Below are 19,233 nucleotides of genomic sequence, written 5' to 3' on the forward strand. Positions count from 1 at the left end.
ATAGTCTGGTGGCGATAGCGAGAAGGTCACACCCGTTCCCATGCCGAACACGGAAGTTAAGCTTCTCAGCGCCGATGGTAGTTGGGGGTTTCCCCCTGTGAGAGTAGGACGTTGCCAGGCACATGAAAGAACAGCTGATATTTAGCTGTTTTTTTTTGGTTTTAGCTAAAAAGGTCATTTTTCTTAATGTTTTACTAGTTTACATACACTTTTTGGAGAAAATCAGTCAAAATGAATAGACTTTGTTTGACCTTATTCCCTGTAGGAGAATAAAGATAACAAGTTTAGTTTTATATTGCCAAAGAAATGGTGAATAAAAATAGCAAATCCACCTAAAAATTCTCTCCTTGGGAATATCTTATTGTACTGTTTCTAGAAACTAAATGATATTCCCTCTAAACCACCTTTTATTCCCCCTAACGGCTAAGAGACGTTATATTCCCCTATAAGGAATAACCAACCGTAAAGGATCTGAGAAATGATGATATATTCCCCCTAAAGGGAATAAAAAGCTGCACGGATTTGTGGATAATCCCTTTAGGGGGAATATCCACAAACAAAGGATTGCAGAAACCTTGAATAAAAAATAACCAGAAACACATAAAGTTCGTCGAAACCACCAGATACCTCATTCACCTTCAACCAAAGTACATTGTTCCCGAATCTGGATAACTACCGACCCGCTAACTCCCTAGTACTAATCTACGCAAAAACTCTGTAACTAATTGTCGAACGAAAAAAGTTTAATCACTCGGGACAAGGGTAGTAAATATTATCATATCAGACTGGTTTTACCATGCATAAAAATGGGCAAAATAGAACTATCGCAATAATTGCATAGGTCCGCTATTTTATGTATAATTAATGTCAAAGATAGTCAAAGTCAGATTGGGGGAGGTTTTGTGAGGAATATATCGGATATCATTGAAAATTACCTAAAAGCGGTATTAGAGATGAGCGAGCAAGATCTCGTTGAAATTAAACGTAGTGAAATCGCCGATAAATTTGAGTGCGTCCCATCCCAAATCAATTACGTTATTAATACTAGGTTTACGATTGAACGTGGTTATCTAGTGGAAAGCAAGCGTGGTGGTGGAGGCTATATTCGGATAATGAAGGTGCAGACCCATGATGAAGCCCATTTGATTGATCAATTGTTAGCGTTGGTTAACCATCGAATCTCTCAAGCAAGTGCTGAAAATATTATTATCCGCCTCGTGGAGGAGCAAGTCATTACACTTAGGGAAGCTAAAATCATGCAAAGTGTTCTAGATCGTTCCGTCCTCCATCTGGAATTGCCACAAAGAGATGAACTTCGTTCGAGAATGCTAAAGGCGATGCTAATGGCAATTAAATATAAGTAATATTCGCGAGCTAAGAGGTGAGAGCATGATATGCCAAGAATGTAACGAAAGACCTGCCACTCTTCATTTTACTAATTTTAGTAATGGAGAAAAAACAGAATTACATTTATGCGAACGTTGTGCACAGGAAAAAGGTGAAATGTTTTTAATGAGTCAAGGTCCAGGATTTTCGATTAATCACTTTTTACAGGGATTACTAAATATGGACTCACCTTTTCAGCAAAAAACAAAAGAACCTTTTCAACACGAGACAGTCCTTCAATGTGAACAATGTTCAATGACGTTTCCACAATTCATTAAGGTTGGGCGTTTCGGATGTGGAAATTGTTATGCTACCTTCCGTGAACATTTGATTCCAGTTACCCGCCGTCTACATAGCGGGAACTCCAGTCATATTGGAAAAATACCAAAACGGGTTGGTGGAACCCTTCAATTGCAACGAAATATCACAAGTTTGAAACAAACATTAAGTGATCATATTGCTAAAGAAGAATTTGAGAAGGCAGTAGAAGTTCGTGACCAGATTCGCTCCTTAGAAAAGAAACTAGCTGTTGAACGTAAGGAGGGGGAATAGGGATGTCTTTGGAACGATTTATCAATCAGGCTGTAAGCTCCTGGATGAGTGAAGACGGACCAGATTCGGATATTGTCCTAAGTTCCCGTATCCGCTTAGCAAGGAATCTTCGGGAAGTTACTTTTCCATCAATCGCGACAAAAGAATCTGCGGAAGCTGTTATAAAGGCAGTTGAGGAAAGAATTAGTAATGGTTGCCCTACTAGGTTTGGACCATTAGAAATGCTTAAAGTTGATGATATTCAACCACTACAAAAAAGAGTATTAGTCGAAAAGCATTTAATCAGTCCTCATCTCGCCGAACATTCTTTAAATGGTGCCTTTCTTTTATCAGATAATGAAGAAGTTAGTATTATGATTAATGAAGAGGATCATATCAGGATTCAATGTTTATTTCCTGGTCTTCAGCTGACCGAGGCATTAAAAGCAGCAAATGAAGTTGATGACTGGTTAGAAGAAAAGATAAATTATGCTTTTGATGAACAATATGGTTATTTAACAAGCTGTCCTACAAATGTAGGGACTGGTTTAAGGGCTTCGGTTATGATGCATTTGCCTGGTCTTGTATTGACTAGACAAATGAATAAAATCTTACCTGCCATTAATCAGCTTGGTTTGGTTGTGAGAGGGATATACGGGGAAGGAAGCGAGGCCCTAGGGAACATCTTTCAAATTTCAAACCAAACAACACTTGGTAAATCAGAAGAGGATATTGTCGATGATTTAAAAGGGGTTGTCTCCCAGCTGATTTCCCAGGAAAGGTCAGCCAGAGACGCATTAGCCAAGACCTCAAACATACAATTAGAAGATAGAGTCTTTCGCTCCTTTGGAGTTTTAGAAAATAGCAGAATTATTGAATCAAAGGAAGCAGCAAGTTGCCTCTCAGATGTTAGGCTTGGAATAGATATGGGTTATATAAAGGACCTATCAAGAAGCATCTTAAATGAATTAATGATCCTAACACAACCTGGATTTCTTCAACAATATGCAGGGGGTCCTCTCCGCCCGGATGAAAGAGATATCCGTAGAGCGGCTTTAATAAGAGAAAGAATTAGAATGGAAACGAACCAATAACAAGGAGGATGAGCTTTATGATGTTTGGACGGTTTACTGAAAGAGCGCAAAAAGTGCTAGCTCTAGCACAGGAAGAAGCAATACGCCTTGGACATAACAATATTGGGACGGAGCATATCCTATTGGGGCTTGTCCGTGAAGGAGAAGGAATTGCTGCCAAAGCTCTTTATGGTTTAGGCTTAGGTTCAGAAAAAATTCAAAAAGAAGTAGAAAATTTAATTGGAAAAGGTCAAGAAGGCACTCAAACCATTCATTATACACCAAGAGCAAAAAAGGTTATTGAGCTTTCCATGGATGAAGCTAGAAAACTTGGCCACTCCTATGTAGGGACAGAGCATATTCTACTTGGACTTATTCGTGAAGGTGAAGGAGTCGCAGCTAGAGTATTAAATAATCTTGGAGTGAGTTTGAATAAGGCACGTCAACAAGTACTCCAACTATTAGGGAGCAATGAAACCTCGAGTCATCAAGGTGGAGGAGCGGTTAATGCCAATACTCCAACTTTAGATAGTCTTGCACGTGACTTGACTGCGATAGCACGAGAAGGAAGCCTTGACCCTGTGATCGGGAGAAGCAAGGAAATTCAAAGGGTGATTGAGGTCTTAAGTCGCCGTACTAAAAACAACCCCGTCCTTATTGGAGAACCAGGGGTTGGTAAAACAGCAATTGCTGAAGGACTTGCACAGCAGATTGTCAATAATGAAGTACCTGAGATTCTCCGCGATAAGCGTGTAATGACGCTGGATATGGGAACGGTTGTTGCGGGTACGAAGTATCGTGGGGAATTTGAAGACCGTTTAAAGAAAGTGATGGATGAAATCCGTCAAGCGGGAAATATTATTCTCTTTATTGATGAGTTGCACACTTTGATTGGTGCCGGTGGAGCAGAAGGAGCTATTGATGCCTCTAATATCTTGAAGCCATCACTAGCACGTGGAGAGCTCCAGTGTATTGGTGCGACTACTCTAGATGAGTATCGAAAATATATCGAAAAAGATGCGGCATTAGAAAGACGTTTCCAACCAATTACAGTGGATGAGCCAACTCCGGAAGAATCTATTCAGATTTTAAAAGGGTTAAGAGATCGCTATGAGGCCCATCACCGCGTATCGATTATTGATGAAGCCATTGAGGCAGCAGTAAAGCTCTCAGACCGTTATATTTCAGACCGCTTCTTACCAGATAAGGCGATTGATTTAATTGATGAAGCTGGATCAAAAGTGCGTCTTCGTTCATATACAACTCCGCCGAACTTGAAAGAGCTTGAGCAAAAGCTTGAAGAAGTTCGCAAGGAAAAAGATGCATCTGTTCAAAGTCAAGAATTTGAAAAGGCTGCTTCCCTAAGGGATACAGAGCAGCGCTTACGAGAACAGTTGGAAAATACGAAGAAAACATGGAAAGAAAAGCAAGGTCAGGAAAATAGTGAAGTGACGGTTGAGGATATTGCTAGTGTCGTATCTAGCTGGACAGGAATCCCAGTTTCGAAGATCGCCGAGACCGAAACACAAAAGTTATTAAAGCTTGAAGAAATCCTTCACGCTCGACTTATTGGTCAGGATGAAGCCGTTAAAGCCGTTTCAAAGGCAGTAAGACGTGCTCGTGCAGGTCTTAAAGACCCGAAACGTCCGATTGGATCCTTCGTTTTCCTTGGGCCAACAGGTGTTGGTAAAACAGAATTAGCTCGTGCACTAGCTGAAGCAATGTTTGGCGATGAAGATGCAATGATTCGTGTTGACATGTCCGAGTACATGGAGAAACATTCGACTTCTCGTCTAGTTGGTTCACCTCCAGGCTATGTCGGCTATGATGAGGGCGGTCAGCTAACCGAAAAGGTTCGTAGAAAACCGTACTCAGTCATCCTATTAGATGAGATTGAGAAAGCTCACCCAGATGTTTTTAACATTTTGCTTCAGGTACTAGAAGATGGGCGCTTAACAGACTCTAAGGGACGTACGGTAGACTTCCGTAATACAGTTCTTATTATGACCTCGAACGTCGGAGCTGAAGCACTTAAACGTAATAAGTTTGTTGGGTTCAATATCCAAGATGGAGAACAAGATTATAAGGATATGAAAGGGAAAGTAATGGAAGAGTTAAAAAGAGCTTTCCGTCCAGAGTTCATCAACCGTATCGATGAAATCATTGTTTTCCATTCTCTAGAGAAGGAACATTTAAAACAAATTGTTACGCTTATGTCTGAACAATTAACCAAACGCCTAAGCGAACAGGATATCAATTTAGAATTAACTGATGCAGCGAAGGAAAAGGTTTCAGAAGAAGGATATGACCCAGAATACGGAGCTCGACCATTACGTAGAGCAATTCAGAAACATATCGAAGATCAGTTGTCTGAAGAGCTATTAAAAGGTACCGTTCTTAGGGGACAAAAAGTTGTGATCGATGTTGAGAATAACGAGTTTGTGGTAAAAACACCAACACAAATTGTTAATAAATAATCCTAAGCTTTATAATAAAGGGTATACGTATGCAAGGTACGTATACCTTTTTTATTAACGATTTATATTAATTTAAATGACTGTGAAGATTACCATGTTCTTTAACAATGTTATTTAAATGTAAAGCTTATAAAAATAGAAATAGGGTATTAGATGATTGAAGGGAAGAACGTAATGGCTAAGAGAAAAACAAAATTTATGTGTCAGGAATGTGGCTATGAATCTGCTAAATGGATGGGGAAATGTCCTGGTTGTGGACAGTGGAACAAGATGGTCGAAGAGACTGAAAGTGCAGGAACAGGCCGAAGGGGTGCTTTTAACCATACTACTAGTACCGGTGTTGCAGCAAAGGCTACACCAATTACAAGTATAGAAACAGTTAGTGAGCCACGAATTAAAACGGAGTTAAATGAACTGAACCGTGTTCTTGGTGGAGGAGTGGTTAAAGGTTCTCTAGTCCTCATTGGAGGGGATCCTGGAATTGGGAAATCGACGCTATTGCTACAGGTTTCTCATCAACTTGCTAAGATCAATCATTCTGTTTTATATATTTCAGGTGAAGAGTCACTTAGACAGACAAAGCTTAGAGCTGACCGCCTGGGGATTTCCTCTGATAATCTACTTGTTTATTCGGAAACAAATTTGGAGGAAATTAGTTTGACGATTGAGAAGAATTCCCCTGATTTTGTTATTGTCGACTCTATCCAAACTGTTTTTCATCCAGAAGTGACTTCTGCTCCAGGGAGTGTTTCGCAAGTAAGGGAATGTACTGCAGAGTTGATGCGCATTGCTAAGACAAAGGGAATTGCTATTTTTATCGTAGGCCATGTCACAAAAGAAGGTTCTATTGCTGGTCCACGGTTACTTGAACATATGGTAGATACGGTTCTTTATTTTGAAGGAGAACGTCATCATACTTACCGAATTTTACGTGCTGTTAAAAACCGTTTTGGGTCAACAAATGAAATGGGAATTTTTGAAATGAAGGAAAGCGGTCTTGAAGAAGTAGCGAATCCTTCAGAGATTTTCCTCGAGGAACGCTCACAAGGTGCATCAGGCTCCACAGTTGTTGCCTCCATGGAAGGGACTAGACCTGTATTGGTTGAAATTCAAGCACTCATTTCACCAACAAGCTTTGGGAATCCACGAAGAATGGCAACTGGAATGGACCATAGCCGGGTGAATCTGCTTATGGCTGTTTTAGAGAAGCGGGTTGGCTTGTTGCTACAGAATCAAGATGCTTATTTAAAAGTGGCTGGTGGAGTCAAGTTAGATGAGCCAGCAATTGACTTAGCCATTGCGGTCAGCATTGCCTCCAGCTTCCGAGATAAACCAACACGGGCGACGGACTGTATCATTGGTGAGGTTGGACTCACAGGGGAAGTACGGCGGGTCTCACGTGTGGAACAACGGGTTCAAGAAGCAGCGAAGCTCGGCTTTGAAAGAGTCATCCTACCCGAAAATAACCTTGGTGGCTGGACTGCTCCTAAGGGGATTACCTTAATCGGTGTTTCCACAGTCAGCCAGACATTAAAGGTAACACTGGAGGGATAAGAGATTGGATAGTAGCAAGGTTGAGGATCGTACATTGAGTGATATTCTCCAATTTATTGCTCCTGGTACTCCTCTAAGAGAAGGGATTGATAATGTCCTACGAGCCCATACAGGAGGGCTAATTGTTGTCGGCTATAACGAAAAAGTTCAGGAACTGGTTGATGGAGGCTTTAGGATTGATTGTATGTTTAGCCCTAGTTCGTTGTATGAATTAGCAAAAATGGATGGTGCCATCATTTTAAATGAACAAGGCAATAAAATTCTTTTTGCCAATGCTCAACTTGCCCCCAATCCGGGAATTCCCTCCACTGAAACAGGGATGCGCCATCGTACAGCAGAAAGGGTGGCAAAACAGACAAAGGCACTGGTCATTGCCATCTCTCAGCGGAGGACAGTCATTACCTTGTACCAAGGGAATCTTCGCTATTCACTAAGGGATATATCGGTGATATTGACAAAAGCCAATCTGGCCATTCAAACTCTGGAGAAATATAAAATTGTTCTTGAACAAAGCATTACGAATTTCGGATTACTAGAGTTTGAGGAGTTGGTCACCTATCATGACCTCATGCAAGTTATGCACCGTTTTGAAATGGTTTTTCGAATAAAAAATGAATTATTATCCTACTTGAGTGAACTCGGAGCAGAAGGACGACTTATTCGTCTTCAGATGCAAGAGATCATGACCGATATGGAGATCGAAGCAAAGCTTTTGATAAAAGATTATATTTCTGAAGGAGAGAAGGATCCAGAAGAAGTATTAGTGCGCTTCCAGGGTTTATCAAAAGCAGGGGTGATTGAAGACGGCGTGTTATTAAAATTGCTTGGTTATCAGGGCTATGTTCATCTTGAAGAGACGATTAGCCCAAGAGGCTATCGGATGTTAAATAAAATCCCGCGACTTCCCCCAATTATTATTGAAAACTTGGTACACCGCTTTAAACATTTTCGTAGTATCGTGTCCGCAACAGTTGCTGAGCTAGATGATGTTGAAGGGATTGGTGAGGTTAGGGCTAAAAAAATTAAAGAGGGCTTCAAACGGATTTTAGAACAATTGATTTCCGACCGTCATATCTAGAATCACTATACTGCTAATATTTGACACTACCTAGGTAGGATGCTAATTTTAAACCAAGGGTAAACACTATAAGAAAGTAAGTAAAATAGAGTGTTACACCCATATGTAAAAAATGTCACTCTATTGCTATTCAGTAAAATTCTCTATAGGCAAAGGTTTCAATTTATCAAAATTGTTTATAATGATATTAAGGAGGTGATGTGATGTTAAGACGTATAATTCAAGCCTGTTTCTTAATTATTGGAGGAACACTTGGGATTTTCTTAATTCCTGATTTAATCATGCTCGTTCAGATTGAGAATATTTCATTCCTAGCTAACCCGTATGTTTCTGCTATACTTGGTGCACTTATTTTTTATTTCCTTACTTTTTGGGCAGTTGATTATGTGACCAATTTTGTTAAATGGCTCGAGGAATCATTAATAAAAGCTCCACTTGCTGACTTACTGACCGGTGGTGTTGGATTGTTTTTTGGTCTATTAGTGGCTTTTTTAATCGGCTTCGCCTTTAATGCAATCCAAGTTCCGGTTTTTAATACAGTAGCGCCAATTTTACTTACGCTAGTTTTTGGATATCTCGGTTTCCAGGTCGGGTTTAAAAAACGTGATGAACTCTTAAATCTTTTTTCAAGCCGTAAGAAGAAGGGCGGGGAAGAGGAAACAGAGGACAAATCATTAGGCACAAGCACATGGAAAATCCTCGACACCAGTGTGATTATTGATGGAAGAATTGCGGATATTTGCCAAACAGGCTTTCTTGAAGGTACGATTATCATCCCACAGTTTGTTCTTGAGGAATTACAGCATATTGCTGATTCTTCTGATGTTCTAAAACGAAACCGTGGCCGCCGTGGTCTTGATATTCTTAATCGAATTCAAAAGGAGCTTGCGATTCAGGTTGATATTTATGAGGGAGACTTTGAGGAGATACAGGAAGTAGACTCAAAACTTGTCAAACTTGCAAAGCTTACAAATGGTGTTGTGGTTACGAATGATTTTAACTTAAATAAAGTCTGTGAGCTTCAAGGTGTTTCTGTATTAAATATCAATGACTTAGCCAATGCTGTAAAACCAGTTGTCCTACCTGGAGAAGAATTAAGTATTCAGGTTATCAAAGATGGGAAAGAGCATAATCAGGGCATTGCATACCTTGATGACGGAACGATGATTGTAGTAGAAGAAGGACGAGATTATATCGGAAAACGAATTGATGTCCTTGTAACCAGTGTCTTGCAGACATCTGCAGGGCGAATGATTTTTGCCAAACCTAAACTATTAGAAAAAGCGTTATAGACGATAGGAGATACGATTTATGGCTTACCAGGTCATTATTCCAGCTGCGGGTCAGGGGAAACGAATGGGAGCAGGGAGAAACAAGCTTTTTTTGACGCTTGAAACCATTCCAGTACTTATTCATACTTTACGTGTTTTTGAACAAGATACGGAATGCTCAGGTATTATTCTTTCAATTCATCCGCAAGATAAAGAATCCTTCAATGAATTATTAACAGAATATCGTATAAGCAAGGTAACTCACCTTGTGCATGGTGGGAAAGAACGGCAGGACAGTGTCTACAATGGGGTGAAGGTTATTCAAGCTGATGGTATTGTACTTGTCCACGATGGTGCAAGACCGTTCGTTACGCTAGATACGGTTCACGAGCTTGTGAAAGCCGCAGAAAGCTCTGGAGCAGCCATTGCAGCTGTACCTGTTAAGGATACGATTAAAAAGGCGGAAAATCTCCTAGTATCAGAAACAATCGAGCGTTCAAGCTTGTGGGCAGTGCAGACCCCACAAGCTTTTCGTGTTTCTATCCTACGTAAAGCCCATGAATACGCCGTGGAAGAACAATTTACAGGCACAGATGATGCTAGCCTTGTTGAACGACTTCCGCATAAAGTCGTTATTATTGAAGGAGATTATGATAATATAAAGCTGACAACGCCTGAAGATATGTTCTTTGCTGAGGCGATTTTGAAGAAGCGGAAGCAGTTAGGCTAAGGTTGTCACGATTTTCAATCTATCTATGATTAAAAGGAGCAAACTTAAGATGTTTCGAATAGGACAGGGATTTGATGTACACCAGCTTGCCGATGGCCGTCCGTTGATCATCGGTGGTATTACCATACCATATGAAAAGGGGTTATTAGGACATTCCGATGCGGATGTATTGTTACATACAATCGCGGATGCCTGTCTAGGTGCAATCGGCGAAGGAGATATTGGCAAACACTTTCCTGATACAGATCCTACCTTTAAGGATGCTGATTCAGCTAAGCTGCTTGAGCATGTTTGGGGAATGGTGAAAGAGAAAGGGTATAGCCTTGTCAATGTGGATTGTACCATTATCGCTCAAAAGCCTAAGATGGCTCCATATATTGATTCTATTAAAGAGCGGGTTGCTGTCCTTCTTGAGGGGACCATTGAGCAGGTGAATGTAAAAGCAACCACGACCGAAAAATTAGGTTTTACTGGACGAGGAGAAGGAATTGCCTCACAAGCGGTTATCTTAATCCAGAAATCACCGAAATAAAATTACGTTAACAACTGATAAGGTAAGACTAGGAGGATTTTTTTATGTCAGATATTCGTGTACGCTATGCCCCGAGCCCAACGGGACACTTACATATTGGAAATGCCCGTACGGCGCTTTTTAACTACTTATACGCACGCAATCAAGGTGGAAAATTCATTATCCGCATTGAAGATACGGATCAAAAACGTAATATTGAAGGCGGAGAGCAAAGCCAATTGCATTATCTGAAATGGCTTGGAATGGAATGGGATGAAAGCATCGATGTTGGAGGGGAATACGGTCCATACCGCCAATCAGAGCGTATAGCCATCTATGATGAATATACAAAACAGCTATTTGCAAAAGGACAGGCCTATAAATGCTATTGTACAGAAGAAGAGCTTGAGGCCGACCGTGCGGCGCAAATGGAGCGCAACGAAACGCCAAAGTATTCAGGACGATGCCGTCATTTGAGTGAAGAAGACCGAGCTCAGTTTGAAAAGGAAGGTCGAAAGCCAAGCATTCGTTTTAAGGTTCCGAATGATAAGGTCCTTCGTTTTGATGATATGGTTAAGGACGAGGTATCATTTGAATCAGATGGCTTTGGTGATTTTGTAATTGTGAAGAAAGATGGAATTCCAACTTATAATTATGCGGTAGTCATCGATGATCATCTAATGAAGATTTCTCATGTCCTCCGTGGGGATGACCATATTTCTAACACGCCAAAGCAGCTGTTGATTTATGATGCATTTGGCTGGGAACCACCTGTGTTTGGTCATATGACCCTTATTGTCAATGAAAGCAGAAAAAAATTGAGCAAACGTGATGAATCCATCATTCAATTTATCGAGCAGTACGAGGAGCTTGGATATCTTCCAGAAGCATTGTTTAACTTTATTGCATTGCTAGGATGGTCACCTGCAGGGGAAGAAGAAATCTTCTCGAAGGAAGAATTTATTGAAAAATTTGATGCAGAACGTCTTTCAAAGTCTCCAGCGTTATTTGACCGCCAAAAGCTTACTTGGATGAATAACCAGTATATGAAAAAGGCGGAAATCGATAGAGTCATCGACTTAGCTTTGCCGCATCTTATTAAAGCTGGAAAGGTAAAAGAAGACCGTACAGTGGAAGAAGATACTTGGGTTAAAAGTCTAATCTCTCTTTTCCAAGAGAAAATGAGTTATGGGGCAGAAATCGTAGAGATGTCAGAACTATTCTTCCAAGACGAGTTGGTTTTTGAGGAAGAAGCGAAGGAAGTCTTAGCGGGAGAACAAGTTCCTGAGGTCATGCGTGCTTTCTTACAGGAGATAGATTCTTTAGAGGAATTTACAGCACCACAAGTTAAAGCGGCGGTTAAAGCAGTCCAAAAAGGAACTGGTCATAAAGGGCAAAAGTTATTCATGCCAATACGAGCGGCTCTAACTGGTCAGACACATGGACCTGACCTGATGCTCGCTATGGAGCTTCTTGGGAAGGATAAAGTGAAAGAAAGAGTAACCAATTTACTGGACTAGAAATATTTTTAGCAATATAGTTAACAAAGATAGCTAAATATAATATAGTAAGAGTAATTATGATAGCTCTAAAGTGTGGAAGAGGAAAAGTAAAAAAGTGATGCTTTTTAGAGAGAACCATCATCGGCTGAAAGTGGTTTAAGCCCCTCATTTTTTGAAATGCCCCTCTGAGCCCCTGTACGAACAGAAGTGTTCTAAGTAGTTCAGGGCGGGTCCTCCCGTTAACAGGCTAAAGTTGAGGCTCCTTTTTAGAGCTTAAACAGAGTGGAACCGCGCACAAGCGTCTCTGTCAGTGATGACAGGGGCGTTTTTTTATTTTTTGGCTGTGTAGGAAGTGCACAAGGGTGACGGAACGCTCGTGCCTGGAGCGGAAATCAACAGCCATGTAGTTGAGAACGGCAATGTAGATATAGATTCATTGTTCGACTTGTCAACCTTATGGGGAAAAGAAAGTATATAAGTTTTGACTTTGAGACGAGTCTAGCTCGAGCGTCCAGTGCCCTTCGCTCTCCGCCCTACGATAAGTCAAGTACGAATGCGCTAACGTTCTTCGTGTTTCCTTTTCCGCATTCTAACAGGCAGTCGGTTCTCAACTGCCTGTAAAGAACACGATGGATTTTTCTAATGGCTGATGCCCTAAGAAAAACCTTATCTTGGTTGGAGCGTTCCAGGTCATACGCCGCTGAACAGGACGCTTGCGCTTTTATTATTTTGGAGATACTGGGGGATGGTAATGATGTTTAAAGTACTGAAGGAAGATATCGAAGTCGTATTTGATCAAGATCCTGCTGCCAGAAGTCGTTTAGAAGTAATCCTAACTTATGCCGGCCTCCATGCAATTTGGTCTCACCGACTTGCACATGCGTTATTTAAACGAAAGCTTTATTTTATTGCAAGGATTATATCGCAAATCAGTCGCTTTTTTACCGGAATTGAAATTCACCCTGGTGCTAAAATCGGCCGACGGCTTTTTATTGACCATGGCATGGGGGTTGTCATCGGAGAAACCTGTGAAATTGGAGATAATGTCACCATCTATCAGGGTGTAACGCTAGGTGGAACAGGGAAAGAGAAAGGGAAACGACATCCGACTGTTAAGGACAATGCCCTCATTGCTACCGGTGCAAAGGTACTCGGCTCGATTACGATCGGAGAGAACTCTAAAATTGGCGGCGGCTCTGTTGTATTAAAGGATGTTCCTCCAAACTCGACAGTGGTTGGGGTACCTGGTCGAGTCGTTATCCAAGATGGAGTTAAAATAAAAAAAGATTTAAATCATTCAGATCTTCCAGATCCAATTTCTGACCGCTTTAAAACACTTGAAGCAGAGATTGCTTTACTGCAGGGAGAGCTAAGAGGATTGAAGGAAGAAAGGAGTAAGATGAATGCCAATTCAAATATATAACACGTTGAAACGTGAAAAAGAAGAATTTATCCCGCTCGAAGAAGGAAAAGTAAAAATGTATGTATGCGGGCCAACGGTTTATAACTATATTCATATCGGAAATGCACGCCCAGCGATTGTCTTTGATACAGTGCGCCGCTACCTCGAATTTAGAGGCTATGATGTAAAATATGTTTCAAATTTTACGGATGTTGATGATAAGTTGATTCGTGCAGCCAAGGAACTAGGAGAAGATGTTCCGACCATAGCCAATCGGTTTATCAATGCTTACTTTGAAGACACAACAGCACTAGGTTGCAAACGAGCTGATGTTCATCCTCGCGTTACTGAAACGATGGATATCATTATTGATTTTATCAAGGCTTTAATTGATAAAGGATATGCCTATGAATCAGGTGGAGATGTTTATTTTAGAACGAGAAAGTTCTCTGAATACGGGAAATTGTCACACCAGTCCATTGATGAATTGAAAATAGGCGCAAGAATTCAAATCGGAGAAAAGAAACAAGATGCACTTGACTTTGCACTTTGGAAAGAAGCGAAGGATGGCGAGATTTCCTGGGAAAGCCCATGGGGTCAAGGTCGACCAGGTTGGCATATTGAATGCTCAGCAATGGCAAAGCAGTACTTAGGAGATACGATTGATATTCATGCAGGAGGTCAGGATTTGGCCTTCCCACATCATGAAAATGAAATTGCCCAATCAGAAGCATTAACAGGGAAATCTTTTGCTCGCTATTGGATGCATAATGGCTATATTAATATAGACAATGAAAAAATGTCCAAATCACTGGGGAACTTCGTGCTTGTTCATGACATCATCAAACAACATGACCCACAAGTCTTAAGATTCTTTATGCTGTCTGTTCATTATCGCAATCCAATTAACTACAGTGAAGAGTTACTTGAGAATACAAAGGCAGCATTCGAAAGGTTGACAACGTCCTATCAAAATCTTAAGCATCGTTTGGAATCAAGTACAAACTTAACAAATAATAATCAGGAATGGTTGGATAAAATATCAGCTCTACATCAGCAGTTTATTAAGGAAATGGACGATGACTTTAACACAGCAAATGGTGTATCTGTTTTATTTGAACTCTCAAAACTTGCGAACCTGTATTTAGTGGAGAAAAATACAGCGGAAGAAGTCATTAAAGCTTTTATGAATGAATTTGACGAATTACTTGGCGTTTTCGGTCTTTCTTTAGGTGCCAACGAACTCCTTGATGAAGAAGTTGAAGCCTTGATTGAAAAAAGAATCCAGGCTAGGAAAGATAGAAATTTCAAGCTTGCTGATGAAATTCGAGATCAGTTAAAAGAGATGAAGATCATTCTAGAAGATACTGCACAAGGTACGAGATGGAAAAGAGGATAGGGAATGCTATCATATAATCAAAAAGTGGATGAAAAACAATTAAATAGCCTCGCTCTTGCTTATATGGGGGATGCCGTATATGAAAAATATGTACGGCTCCACCTTTTGCAGAGCGGAAAGGTGCGGCCGAATAAGCTCCATCGGGAAGCGACGAAGTACGTATCTGCAAAAGCACAGGCAATGATCATCCATTCTTTTATCGATGAGCAAAAGTTATCTGAGGAAGAGATAGCTGTTCTGAAGAGAGGGAGAAATGCAAAATCCGGAACTGTTCCGAAAAATACAGATGTGCAAACGTACCGATATAGTACAGCCTTCGAGGCATTGATTGGGTATCTGTTTATAGGGGGGAATGAAAAGCGGTTAGAAGAATTGATTGAGGCTGCTTTTGCGATTGTTGAAGAAGGAGGAAGGGTATCATGAGCGAGGAATACATCGGTGGAAAAAACCCTATAATGGAAGCACTAAAATCACACCGTGATATTAATAAAATTTTGATTGCTGAAGGTTCTCAAAGAGGACAAATGCAACAAGTAATTGGTCTAGCGAAAGAGTCAAATGTCATTGTTCAATTTGTGCCAAAGAAAAAATTAGATCAAATGTACGAAGGAAGTCATCAGGGGGTTATCGCTCAAGTTGCAGCGTATGAGTATGCGGAACTTGATGATTTATTTTCTGTAGCTGAAAAAAGAAATGAAGCACCCTTCTTTTTAATTTTGGATGAAATTGAGGACCCTCATAACCTTGGATCTATTATGAGGACAGCGGATGCTTCAGGGGCGCATGGCATTATTATCCCGAAAAGAAGAGCAGTTGGTTTAACGGCAACCGTTGCAAAGGCCTCAACTGGTGCGATCGAGCATATCCCTGTCGTCCGGGTAACAAATTTATCTAGAACAATTGATGAATTGAAGGAACGTGGAGTATGGGTTGCAGGAACGGATGCTGCGGGGAAAGAAGATTATCGTGCTTTTGATGGAACGATGCCGCTCGCACTTGTCATTGGGAGTGAAGGGAAAGGCATGGGAAGAATTATTCGCGAAAAATGTGATTTTCTTCTTCGATTGCCTATGGTTGGAAAAGTTACGTCGCTCAATGCCTCAGTAGCTGCATCGTTACTGATGTATGAGGTTTACCGCAAACGTTATCCCTTAGGGCATTAAGATGGATATCCTGTTAGTAGATGGATACAACATTATCGGTGCATGGCCGGAACTCAGAGTATTGAAAACGAAAGACCTTGCTGCTGCAAGGGATCTCTTGGTTGAAAAGATGGCGGAGTATAAGGCTTATACGGGGTATCGAGTGATTGTTGTTTTTGATGCACATTACGTTCATGGAACCGAACAGCGGTATAAGAATTACAAGGTTGAAGTGATCTATACAAAGGAAAATGAGACAGCAGATGAGCGAATTGAAAAGCTAGCCATTGACCTTAGCAACCGAAAAACGCAAATTCATGTCGCTACTTCCGATTTTACGGAGCAATGGGCAATTTTTGGTCAAGGGGCCTTGAGGAAGTCTGCTCGGGAGTTATATACAGAAATGAGCGTAATGGAGCAAAAGATTGAAAAGAAGGTACAAAAAATCCAGAAAAAAAAGCCATTGAGTAGAATCCCACTTAGTGATGAAATTGCTGAAATATTTGAAAAGTGGCGCCGTGGTGGGCACTAACTGGGTTGACGCTAAAAAAAAAACTACTGTATAATATTCCTATCCTTGGAAAAGTCCGGTGGAGGGATCTTAGTGAAGGCTGATTTCGGTTCAAAACAGGCTAAAAAATATAATGAGCTTGAGGATGAAGTAGTAGTAGAAGCAGTTCACAATGGTGATAGCGAGGCTCTTGATTTTTTAATAAAAAAATACCGAAATTTTGTACGAGCAAAAGCTAGGTCCTATTTCCTGATTGGGGCTGACAAGGAAGATATTGTTCAGGAGGGTATGATTGGACTTTATAAAGCGGTTCGTGACTTTAAAGAAGATAAACTTACCTCTTTTAAGGCCTTTGCTGAACTCTGTATTACGCGGCAAATTATTACCGCAATTAAAACAGCTACAAGGCAAAAACATATTCCACTTAATTCATATGTATCCCTAGATAAACCAATTTTTGACGAAGAATCAGACCGAACCTTAATGGATGTGATTACTGGAGCTAAAATCATGGATCCTGAGGAACTGATTATTCATCGAGAGGAATATATTCAGATTGAGATAAAAATGGAAGAACTGTTAAGTGACCTCGAACGGAAGGTGCTAGCATTATATTTGGATGGACAATCCTATCAAGAGATATCTGAAGAATTAAATCGCCATGTAAAGTCGATAGACAACGCACTTCAACGGGTGAAAAGGAAATTAGAACGATACATTGACCTAAGGGAATTATCGACTTGAAGATAGAAGGGAATATCCATAAATCTACCATTTATTCTATTCGACAGTTATTGACACTAACTTCCTACCATGATAAAGTTTTAAAGACATAAATTAGTAGGTGCACTATGGCAAAAAAGATAACGCTTGCTTGCTCCGAATGTGGTTCACGTAATTATTCGAGTACAGCCAATCAAGAAAATCAAACTGAACGTCGAGTACTTAAAAAGTTTTGTAAAAACTGCAATGCTCATACTGTTCATCGGGAAACAAAATAACATGATAGATAGATTGTTTGCTATTCACTAGTTGGAGGTTACAAAATGAACATCACAAAGTTTTTACCTGAAGTGGCCCGTGAAATGCGTAAGGTCAGTTGGCCAAAGCGTAGGGAACTTGTTCGTTATACAATTGTTGTTTTATCGACAGTCGTTTTTATGGCATTGTTTTTCACTGTGATTGATCTTGGATTTTCTGAATTGATTCGCTTAATCCTTGAATAACCCACGTGTTCTCATGGTATAATGGAGAATAACGCAGGAATTTTTTACAAAAGCCCGGATAACGGGTTTTTTGTTTGCTGAAAAAAAGGGAGGGACGGACGCTAAAGTCCTCTGTAAATGGAAAAGAATTGGTATGTAGTTCATACGTATTCAGGATATGAGAATAAAGTTAAGACTAATCTTGAGAAACGCGTTGAGTCAATGGGTATGCAAGATAAGATCTTTCGAGTAGTCGTACCTGAAGAAGAAGAGACAGATATTAAGAATGGTAAAAAGAAAGTGATTAAGCGGAAAACATTCCCAGGGTATGTTTTAGTAGAGTTGGTTATGACAGATGACTCTTGGTATGTAGTAAGGAATACTCCAGGAGTAACAGGCTTTGTAGGTTCCTCTGGGCATGGCTCAAAACCATCACCATTACTGCCAGATGAAGTTGATATGATTTTAAAACGCATGGGTGTGGACGAGCAACGGATTGATATCGACTTTGAATTAGGTGAGACTGTACAAGTAAGTGAAGGACCATTTACAAACTTTACAGGATCCATCGAAGAGATTGATAAAGACAAAGGGAAACTGAAGGTTCTCGTTAATATGTTTGGTCGAGATACTCCAGTTGAACTTGAATTTTCTCAGATAAAAAAATTATAACTTGAAATTAAAAAAGAAAAGTGGTAACATTTCATAGGTCAGTATGTCTCGTAACCGGGACAAACATATATTATGTTCTTTATCCTGAGATAATGTGATTGCTTAGGATAGAGACTGAACTGAGTGGGAGGGGAACACCCTATTACCACATCACGGACTTTAAGGAGGTGTGTCTCGTGGCTAAAAAAGTAATTAAAATTGTAAAATTACAAATCCCTGCTGGTAAAGCTAACCCAGCGCCACCGGTTGGTCCTGCACTAGGTCAAGCAGGTGTGAACATCATGGGATTCTGTAAGGAATTTAACGCACGTACAGCTGATCAGGCTGGTTTGATCATTCCTGTTGAAATTACGGTTTTTGAAGACCGTTCATTTACATTTATTACGAAAACTCCTCCTGCTGCCGTTCTTTTGAAAGTAGCAGCTGGAATTCAGTCTGGTTCTGGTGAACCAAACCGTAATAAAGTAGCAACAGTCAAGCGTGAGAAGGTACGCGAGATTGCGGAACAGAAAATGCCTGACCTGAACGCAGCTAGCGTTGAAGCAGCAATGCGTATGGTCGAAGGTACTGCCCGCAGCATGGGTATCAACATCGAAGACTAATTGCTTAATGCAGGAGATGTAGGGGTTGCGACGATGAATAGATTTCTCTCGCAACCTTTAGTTTGTCTGTTCGTCCTACTGTTCGTTTAGAACACTAGGCTTTTCTAGATGATTGGCCAAGTGCCTAGTCCCTCGGGTCATAAGCCAATCCGTCGAGAAGGTTAAAGAACAACCTTCATGCCGGCTC

Annotated in this window: 20 protein-coding genes, 1 rRNA gene and 1 other annotated feature; all 21 genes read left to right on the forward strand. The window is 40.5% G+C overall.

What is annotated here, in order from left to right; genetic code table 11:
• Positions 1–4 precede the first annotated feature (4 nt).
• The 21 genes from rrf to rplK all read left to right on the forward strand — a co-directional run bounded on the left by rrf (position 5) and on the right by rplK (position 19,046).
• Positions 5–120, forward strand: a 5S ribosomal RNA gene (gene rrf / locus H0185_RS00885).
• Between the two features lie 782 nt (positions 121–902).
• Complete coding sequence (locus H0185_RS00890) at positions 903–1,364, forward strand: CtsR family transcriptional regulator (RefSeq protein ID WP_221870313.1); 462 nt, start codon at positions 903–905, stop codon at positions 1,362–1,364.
• Positions 1,365–1,389: 25 nt separating this feature from the next.
• Complete coding sequence (mcsA, locus tag H0185_RS00895) at positions 1,390–1,938, forward strand: protein-arginine kinase activator protein McsA (RefSeq protein WP_221870315.1); 549 nt, start codon at positions 1,390–1,392, stop codon at positions 1,936–1,938.
• Positions 1,939–1,940: 2 nt separating this feature from the next.
• The gene (mcsB, locus tag H0185_RS00900) at positions 1,941–3,011 is read left to right on the forward strand and encodes a protein-arginine kinase McsB (RefSeq protein ID WP_221870317.1); all 1,071 of its coding nucleotides are present in this window, start codon (positions 1,941–1,943) and stop codon (positions 3,009–3,011) included.
• A 17-nt stretch (positions 3,012–3,028) separates the two neighbouring features.
• The gene (gene clpC / locus H0185_RS00905) at positions 3,029–5,467 is read left to right on the forward strand and encodes an ATP-dependent protease ATP-binding subunit ClpC (RefSeq protein ID WP_221870319.1); all 2,439 of its coding nucleotides are present in this window, start codon (positions 3,029–3,031) and stop codon (positions 5,465–5,467) included.
• Positions 5,468–5,641: 174 nt separating this feature from the next.
• Positions 5,642–7,021 carry a DNA repair protein RadA gene (radA, locus tag H0185_RS00910; RefSeq protein WP_221870321.1) on the forward strand — a complete coding sequence of 460 codons (1,380 nt, stop codon included), beginning with the start codon at positions 5,642–5,644 and terminating at the stop codon, positions 7,019–7,021.
• Between the two features lie 4 nt (positions 7,022–7,025).
• Positions 7,026–8,099, forward strand: a complete 1,074-nt coding sequence (gene disA / locus H0185_RS00915) for a DNA integrity scanning diadenylate cyclase DisA (RefSeq protein WP_221870323.1) — start codon at positions 7,026–7,028, stop codon at positions 8,097–8,099.
• Positions 8,100–8,302: 203 nt separating this feature from the next.
• Complete coding sequence (locus H0185_RS00920) at positions 8,303–9,391, forward strand: PIN/TRAM domain-containing protein (RefSeq protein WP_221870324.1); 1,089 nt, start codon at positions 8,303–8,305, stop codon at positions 9,389–9,391.
• 19 nt (positions 9,392–9,410) lie between these two features.
• Positions 9,411–10,100 carry a 2-C-methyl-D-erythritol 4-phosphate cytidylyltransferase gene (gene ispD / locus H0185_RS00925; RefSeq protein WP_221870325.1) on the forward strand — a complete coding sequence of 230 codons (690 nt, stop codon included), beginning with the start codon at positions 9,411–9,413 and terminating at the stop codon, positions 10,098–10,100.
• Between the two features lie 49 nt (positions 10,101–10,149).
• Positions 10,150–10,632 carry a 2-C-methyl-D-erythritol 2,4-cyclodiphosphate synthase gene (gene ispF / locus H0185_RS00930; protein WP_221870327.1) on the forward strand — a complete coding sequence of 161 codons (483 nt, stop codon included), beginning with the start codon at positions 10,150–10,152 and terminating at the stop codon, positions 10,630–10,632.
• Between the two features lie 44 nt (positions 10,633–10,676).
• Complete coding sequence (gene gltX, locus H0185_RS00935; RefSeq protein ID WP_221870329.1) at positions 10,677–12,131, forward strand: glutamate--tRNA ligase; 1,455 nt, start codon at positions 10,677–10,679, stop codon at positions 12,129–12,131.
• Positions 12,132–12,198: 67 nt separating this feature from the next.
• Positions 12,199–12,422, forward strand: a binding site (T-box leader).
• 445 nt (positions 12,423–12,867) lie between these two features.
• The gene (gene cysE / locus H0185_RS00940) at positions 12,868–13,536 is read left to right on the forward strand and encodes a serine O-acetyltransferase (protein ID WP_221870432.1); all 669 of its coding nucleotides are present in this window, start codon (positions 12,868–12,870) and stop codon (positions 13,534–13,536) included.
• A complete protein-coding gene (gene cysS, locus H0185_RS00945; RefSeq protein WP_221870331.1) occupies positions 13,517–14,914 on the forward strand; it encodes a cysteine--tRNA ligase in 1,398 nt (465 codons plus the stop codon). The genes cysE and cysS overlap by 20 nt, the downstream gene beginning before the upstream one ends.
• A 3-nt stretch (positions 14,915–14,917) precedes the next feature.
• A complete protein-coding gene (locus H0185_RS00950; RefSeq protein WP_221870333.1) occupies positions 14,918–15,337 on the forward strand; it encodes a Mini-ribonuclease 3 in 420 nt (139 codons plus the stop codon).
• On the forward strand, positions 15,334–16,077 hold the full coding sequence (rlmB, locus tag H0185_RS00955) for a 23S rRNA (guanosine(2251)-2'-O)-methyltransferase RlmB (RefSeq protein ID WP_221870335.1): 744 nt from the start codon (positions 15,334–15,336) through the stop codon (positions 16,075–16,077). The genes H0185_RS00950 and rlmB overlap by 4 nt, the downstream gene beginning before the upstream one ends.
• 1 nt (position 16,078) lies before the next feature.
• On the forward strand, positions 16,079–16,588 hold the full coding sequence (locus H0185_RS00960) for an NYN domain-containing protein (RefSeq protein ID WP_221870337.1): 510 nt from the start codon (positions 16,079–16,081) through the stop codon (positions 16,586–16,588).
• A gap of 72 nt (positions 16,589–16,660) precedes the next feature.
• A complete protein-coding gene (gene sigH, locus H0185_RS00965; RefSeq protein WP_221870339.1) occupies positions 16,661–17,311 on the forward strand; it encodes an RNA polymerase sporulation sigma factor SigH in 651 nt (216 codons plus the stop codon).
• A 107-nt stretch (positions 17,312–17,418) separates the two neighbouring features.
• Positions 17,419–17,568, forward strand: coding sequence for a 50S ribosomal protein L33 (rpmG, locus tag H0185_RS00970; protein WP_221870340.1), 150 nt, complete (start codon positions 17,419–17,421; stop codon positions 17,566–17,568).
• A gap of 45 nt (positions 17,569–17,613) precedes the next feature.
• The gene (gene secE, locus H0185_RS00975; protein ID WP_221870342.1) at positions 17,614–17,793 is read left to right on the forward strand and encodes a preprotein translocase subunit SecE; all 180 of its coding nucleotides are present in this window, start codon (positions 17,614–17,616) and stop codon (positions 17,791–17,793) included.
• A gap of 117 nt (positions 17,794–17,910) precedes the next feature.
• A complete protein-coding gene (nusG, locus tag H0185_RS00980; RefSeq protein WP_221870344.1) occupies positions 17,911–18,444 on the forward strand; it encodes a transcription termination/antitermination protein NusG in 534 nt (177 codons plus the stop codon).
• A 176-nt stretch (positions 18,445–18,620) separates the two neighbouring features.
• On the forward strand, positions 18,621–19,046 hold the full coding sequence (rplK, locus tag H0185_RS00985; protein ID WP_221870346.1) for a 50S ribosomal protein L11: 426 nt from the start codon (positions 18,621–18,623) through the stop codon (positions 19,044–19,046).
• The last annotated feature ends 187 nt before the right edge of the window (positions 19,047–19,233 follow it).

The organism is Mesobacillus maritimus (assembly GCF_019749255.1).
Classification (GTDB): domain Bacteria; phylum Bacillota; class Bacilli; order Bacillales; family Cytobacillaceae; genus Mesobacillus_B; species Mesobacillus_B maritimus_A.

What these genes read in the sequence shown, in the direction of transcription:
- mcsA (WP_221870315.1), top strand. Translation starts at nt 1,390, where the DNA reads ATGATATGCCAAGAATGTAACGAAAGACCTGCCACTCTTCATTTTACT.
- mcsB (WP_221870317.1), top strand. Translation starts at nt 1,941, where the DNA reads ATGTCTTTGGAACGATTTATCAATCAGGCTGTAAGCTCCTGGATGAGT.
- clpC (WP_221870319.1), top strand. Translation starts at nt 3,029, where the DNA reads ATGATGTTTGGACGGTTTACTGAAAGAGCGCAAAAAGTGCTAGCTCTA.
- radA (WP_221870321.1), top strand. Translation starts at nt 5,642, where the DNA reads ATGGCTAAGAGAAAAACAAAATTTATGTGTCAGGAATGTGGCTATGAA.
- H0185_RS00920 (WP_221870324.1), top strand. Translation starts at nt 8,303, where the DNA reads ATGTTAAGACGTATAATTCAAGCCTGTTTCTTAATTATTGGAGGAACA.
- ispD (WP_221870325.1), top strand. Translation starts at nt 9,411, where the DNA reads ATGGCTTACCAGGTCATTATTCCAGCTGCGGGTCAGGGGAAACGAATG.
- ispF (WP_221870327.1), top strand. Translation starts at nt 10,150, where the DNA reads ATGTTTCGAATAGGACAGGGATTTGATGTACACCAGCTTGCCGATGGC.
- gltX (WP_221870329.1), top strand. Translation starts at nt 10,677, where the DNA reads ATGTCAGATATTCGTGTACGCTATGCCCCGAGCCCAACGGGACACTTA.
- cysE (WP_221870432.1), top strand. Translation starts at nt 12,868, where the DNA reads ATGTTTAAAGTACTGAAGGAAGATATCGAAGTCGTATTTGATCAAGAT.
- cysS (WP_221870331.1), top strand. Translation starts at nt 13,517, where the DNA reads ATGCCAATTCAAATATATAACACGTTGAAACGTGAAAAAGAAGAATTT.
- H0185_RS00950 (WP_221870333.1), top strand. Translation starts at nt 14,918, where the DNA reads ATGCTATCATATAATCAAAAAGTGGATGAAAAACAATTAAATAGCCTC.
- rlmB (WP_221870335.1), top strand. Translation starts at nt 15,334, where the DNA reads ATGAGCGAGGAATACATCGGTGGAAAAAACCCTATAATGGAAGCACTA.
- H0185_RS00960 (WP_221870337.1), top strand. Translation starts at nt 16,079, where the DNA reads ATGGATATCCTGTTAGTAGATGGATACAACATTATCGGTGCATGGCCG.
- rpmG (WP_221870340.1), top strand. Translation starts at nt 17,419, where the DNA reads ATGGCAAAAAAGATAACGCTTGCTTGCTCCGAATGTGGTTCACGTAAT.
- secE (WP_221870342.1), top strand. Translation starts at nt 17,614, where the DNA reads ATGAACATCACAAAGTTTTTACCTGAAGTGGCCCGTGAAATGCGTAAG.
- nusG (WP_221870344.1), top strand. Translation starts at nt 17,911, where the DNA reads ATGGAAAAGAATTGGTATGTAGTTCATACGTATTCAGGATATGAGAAT.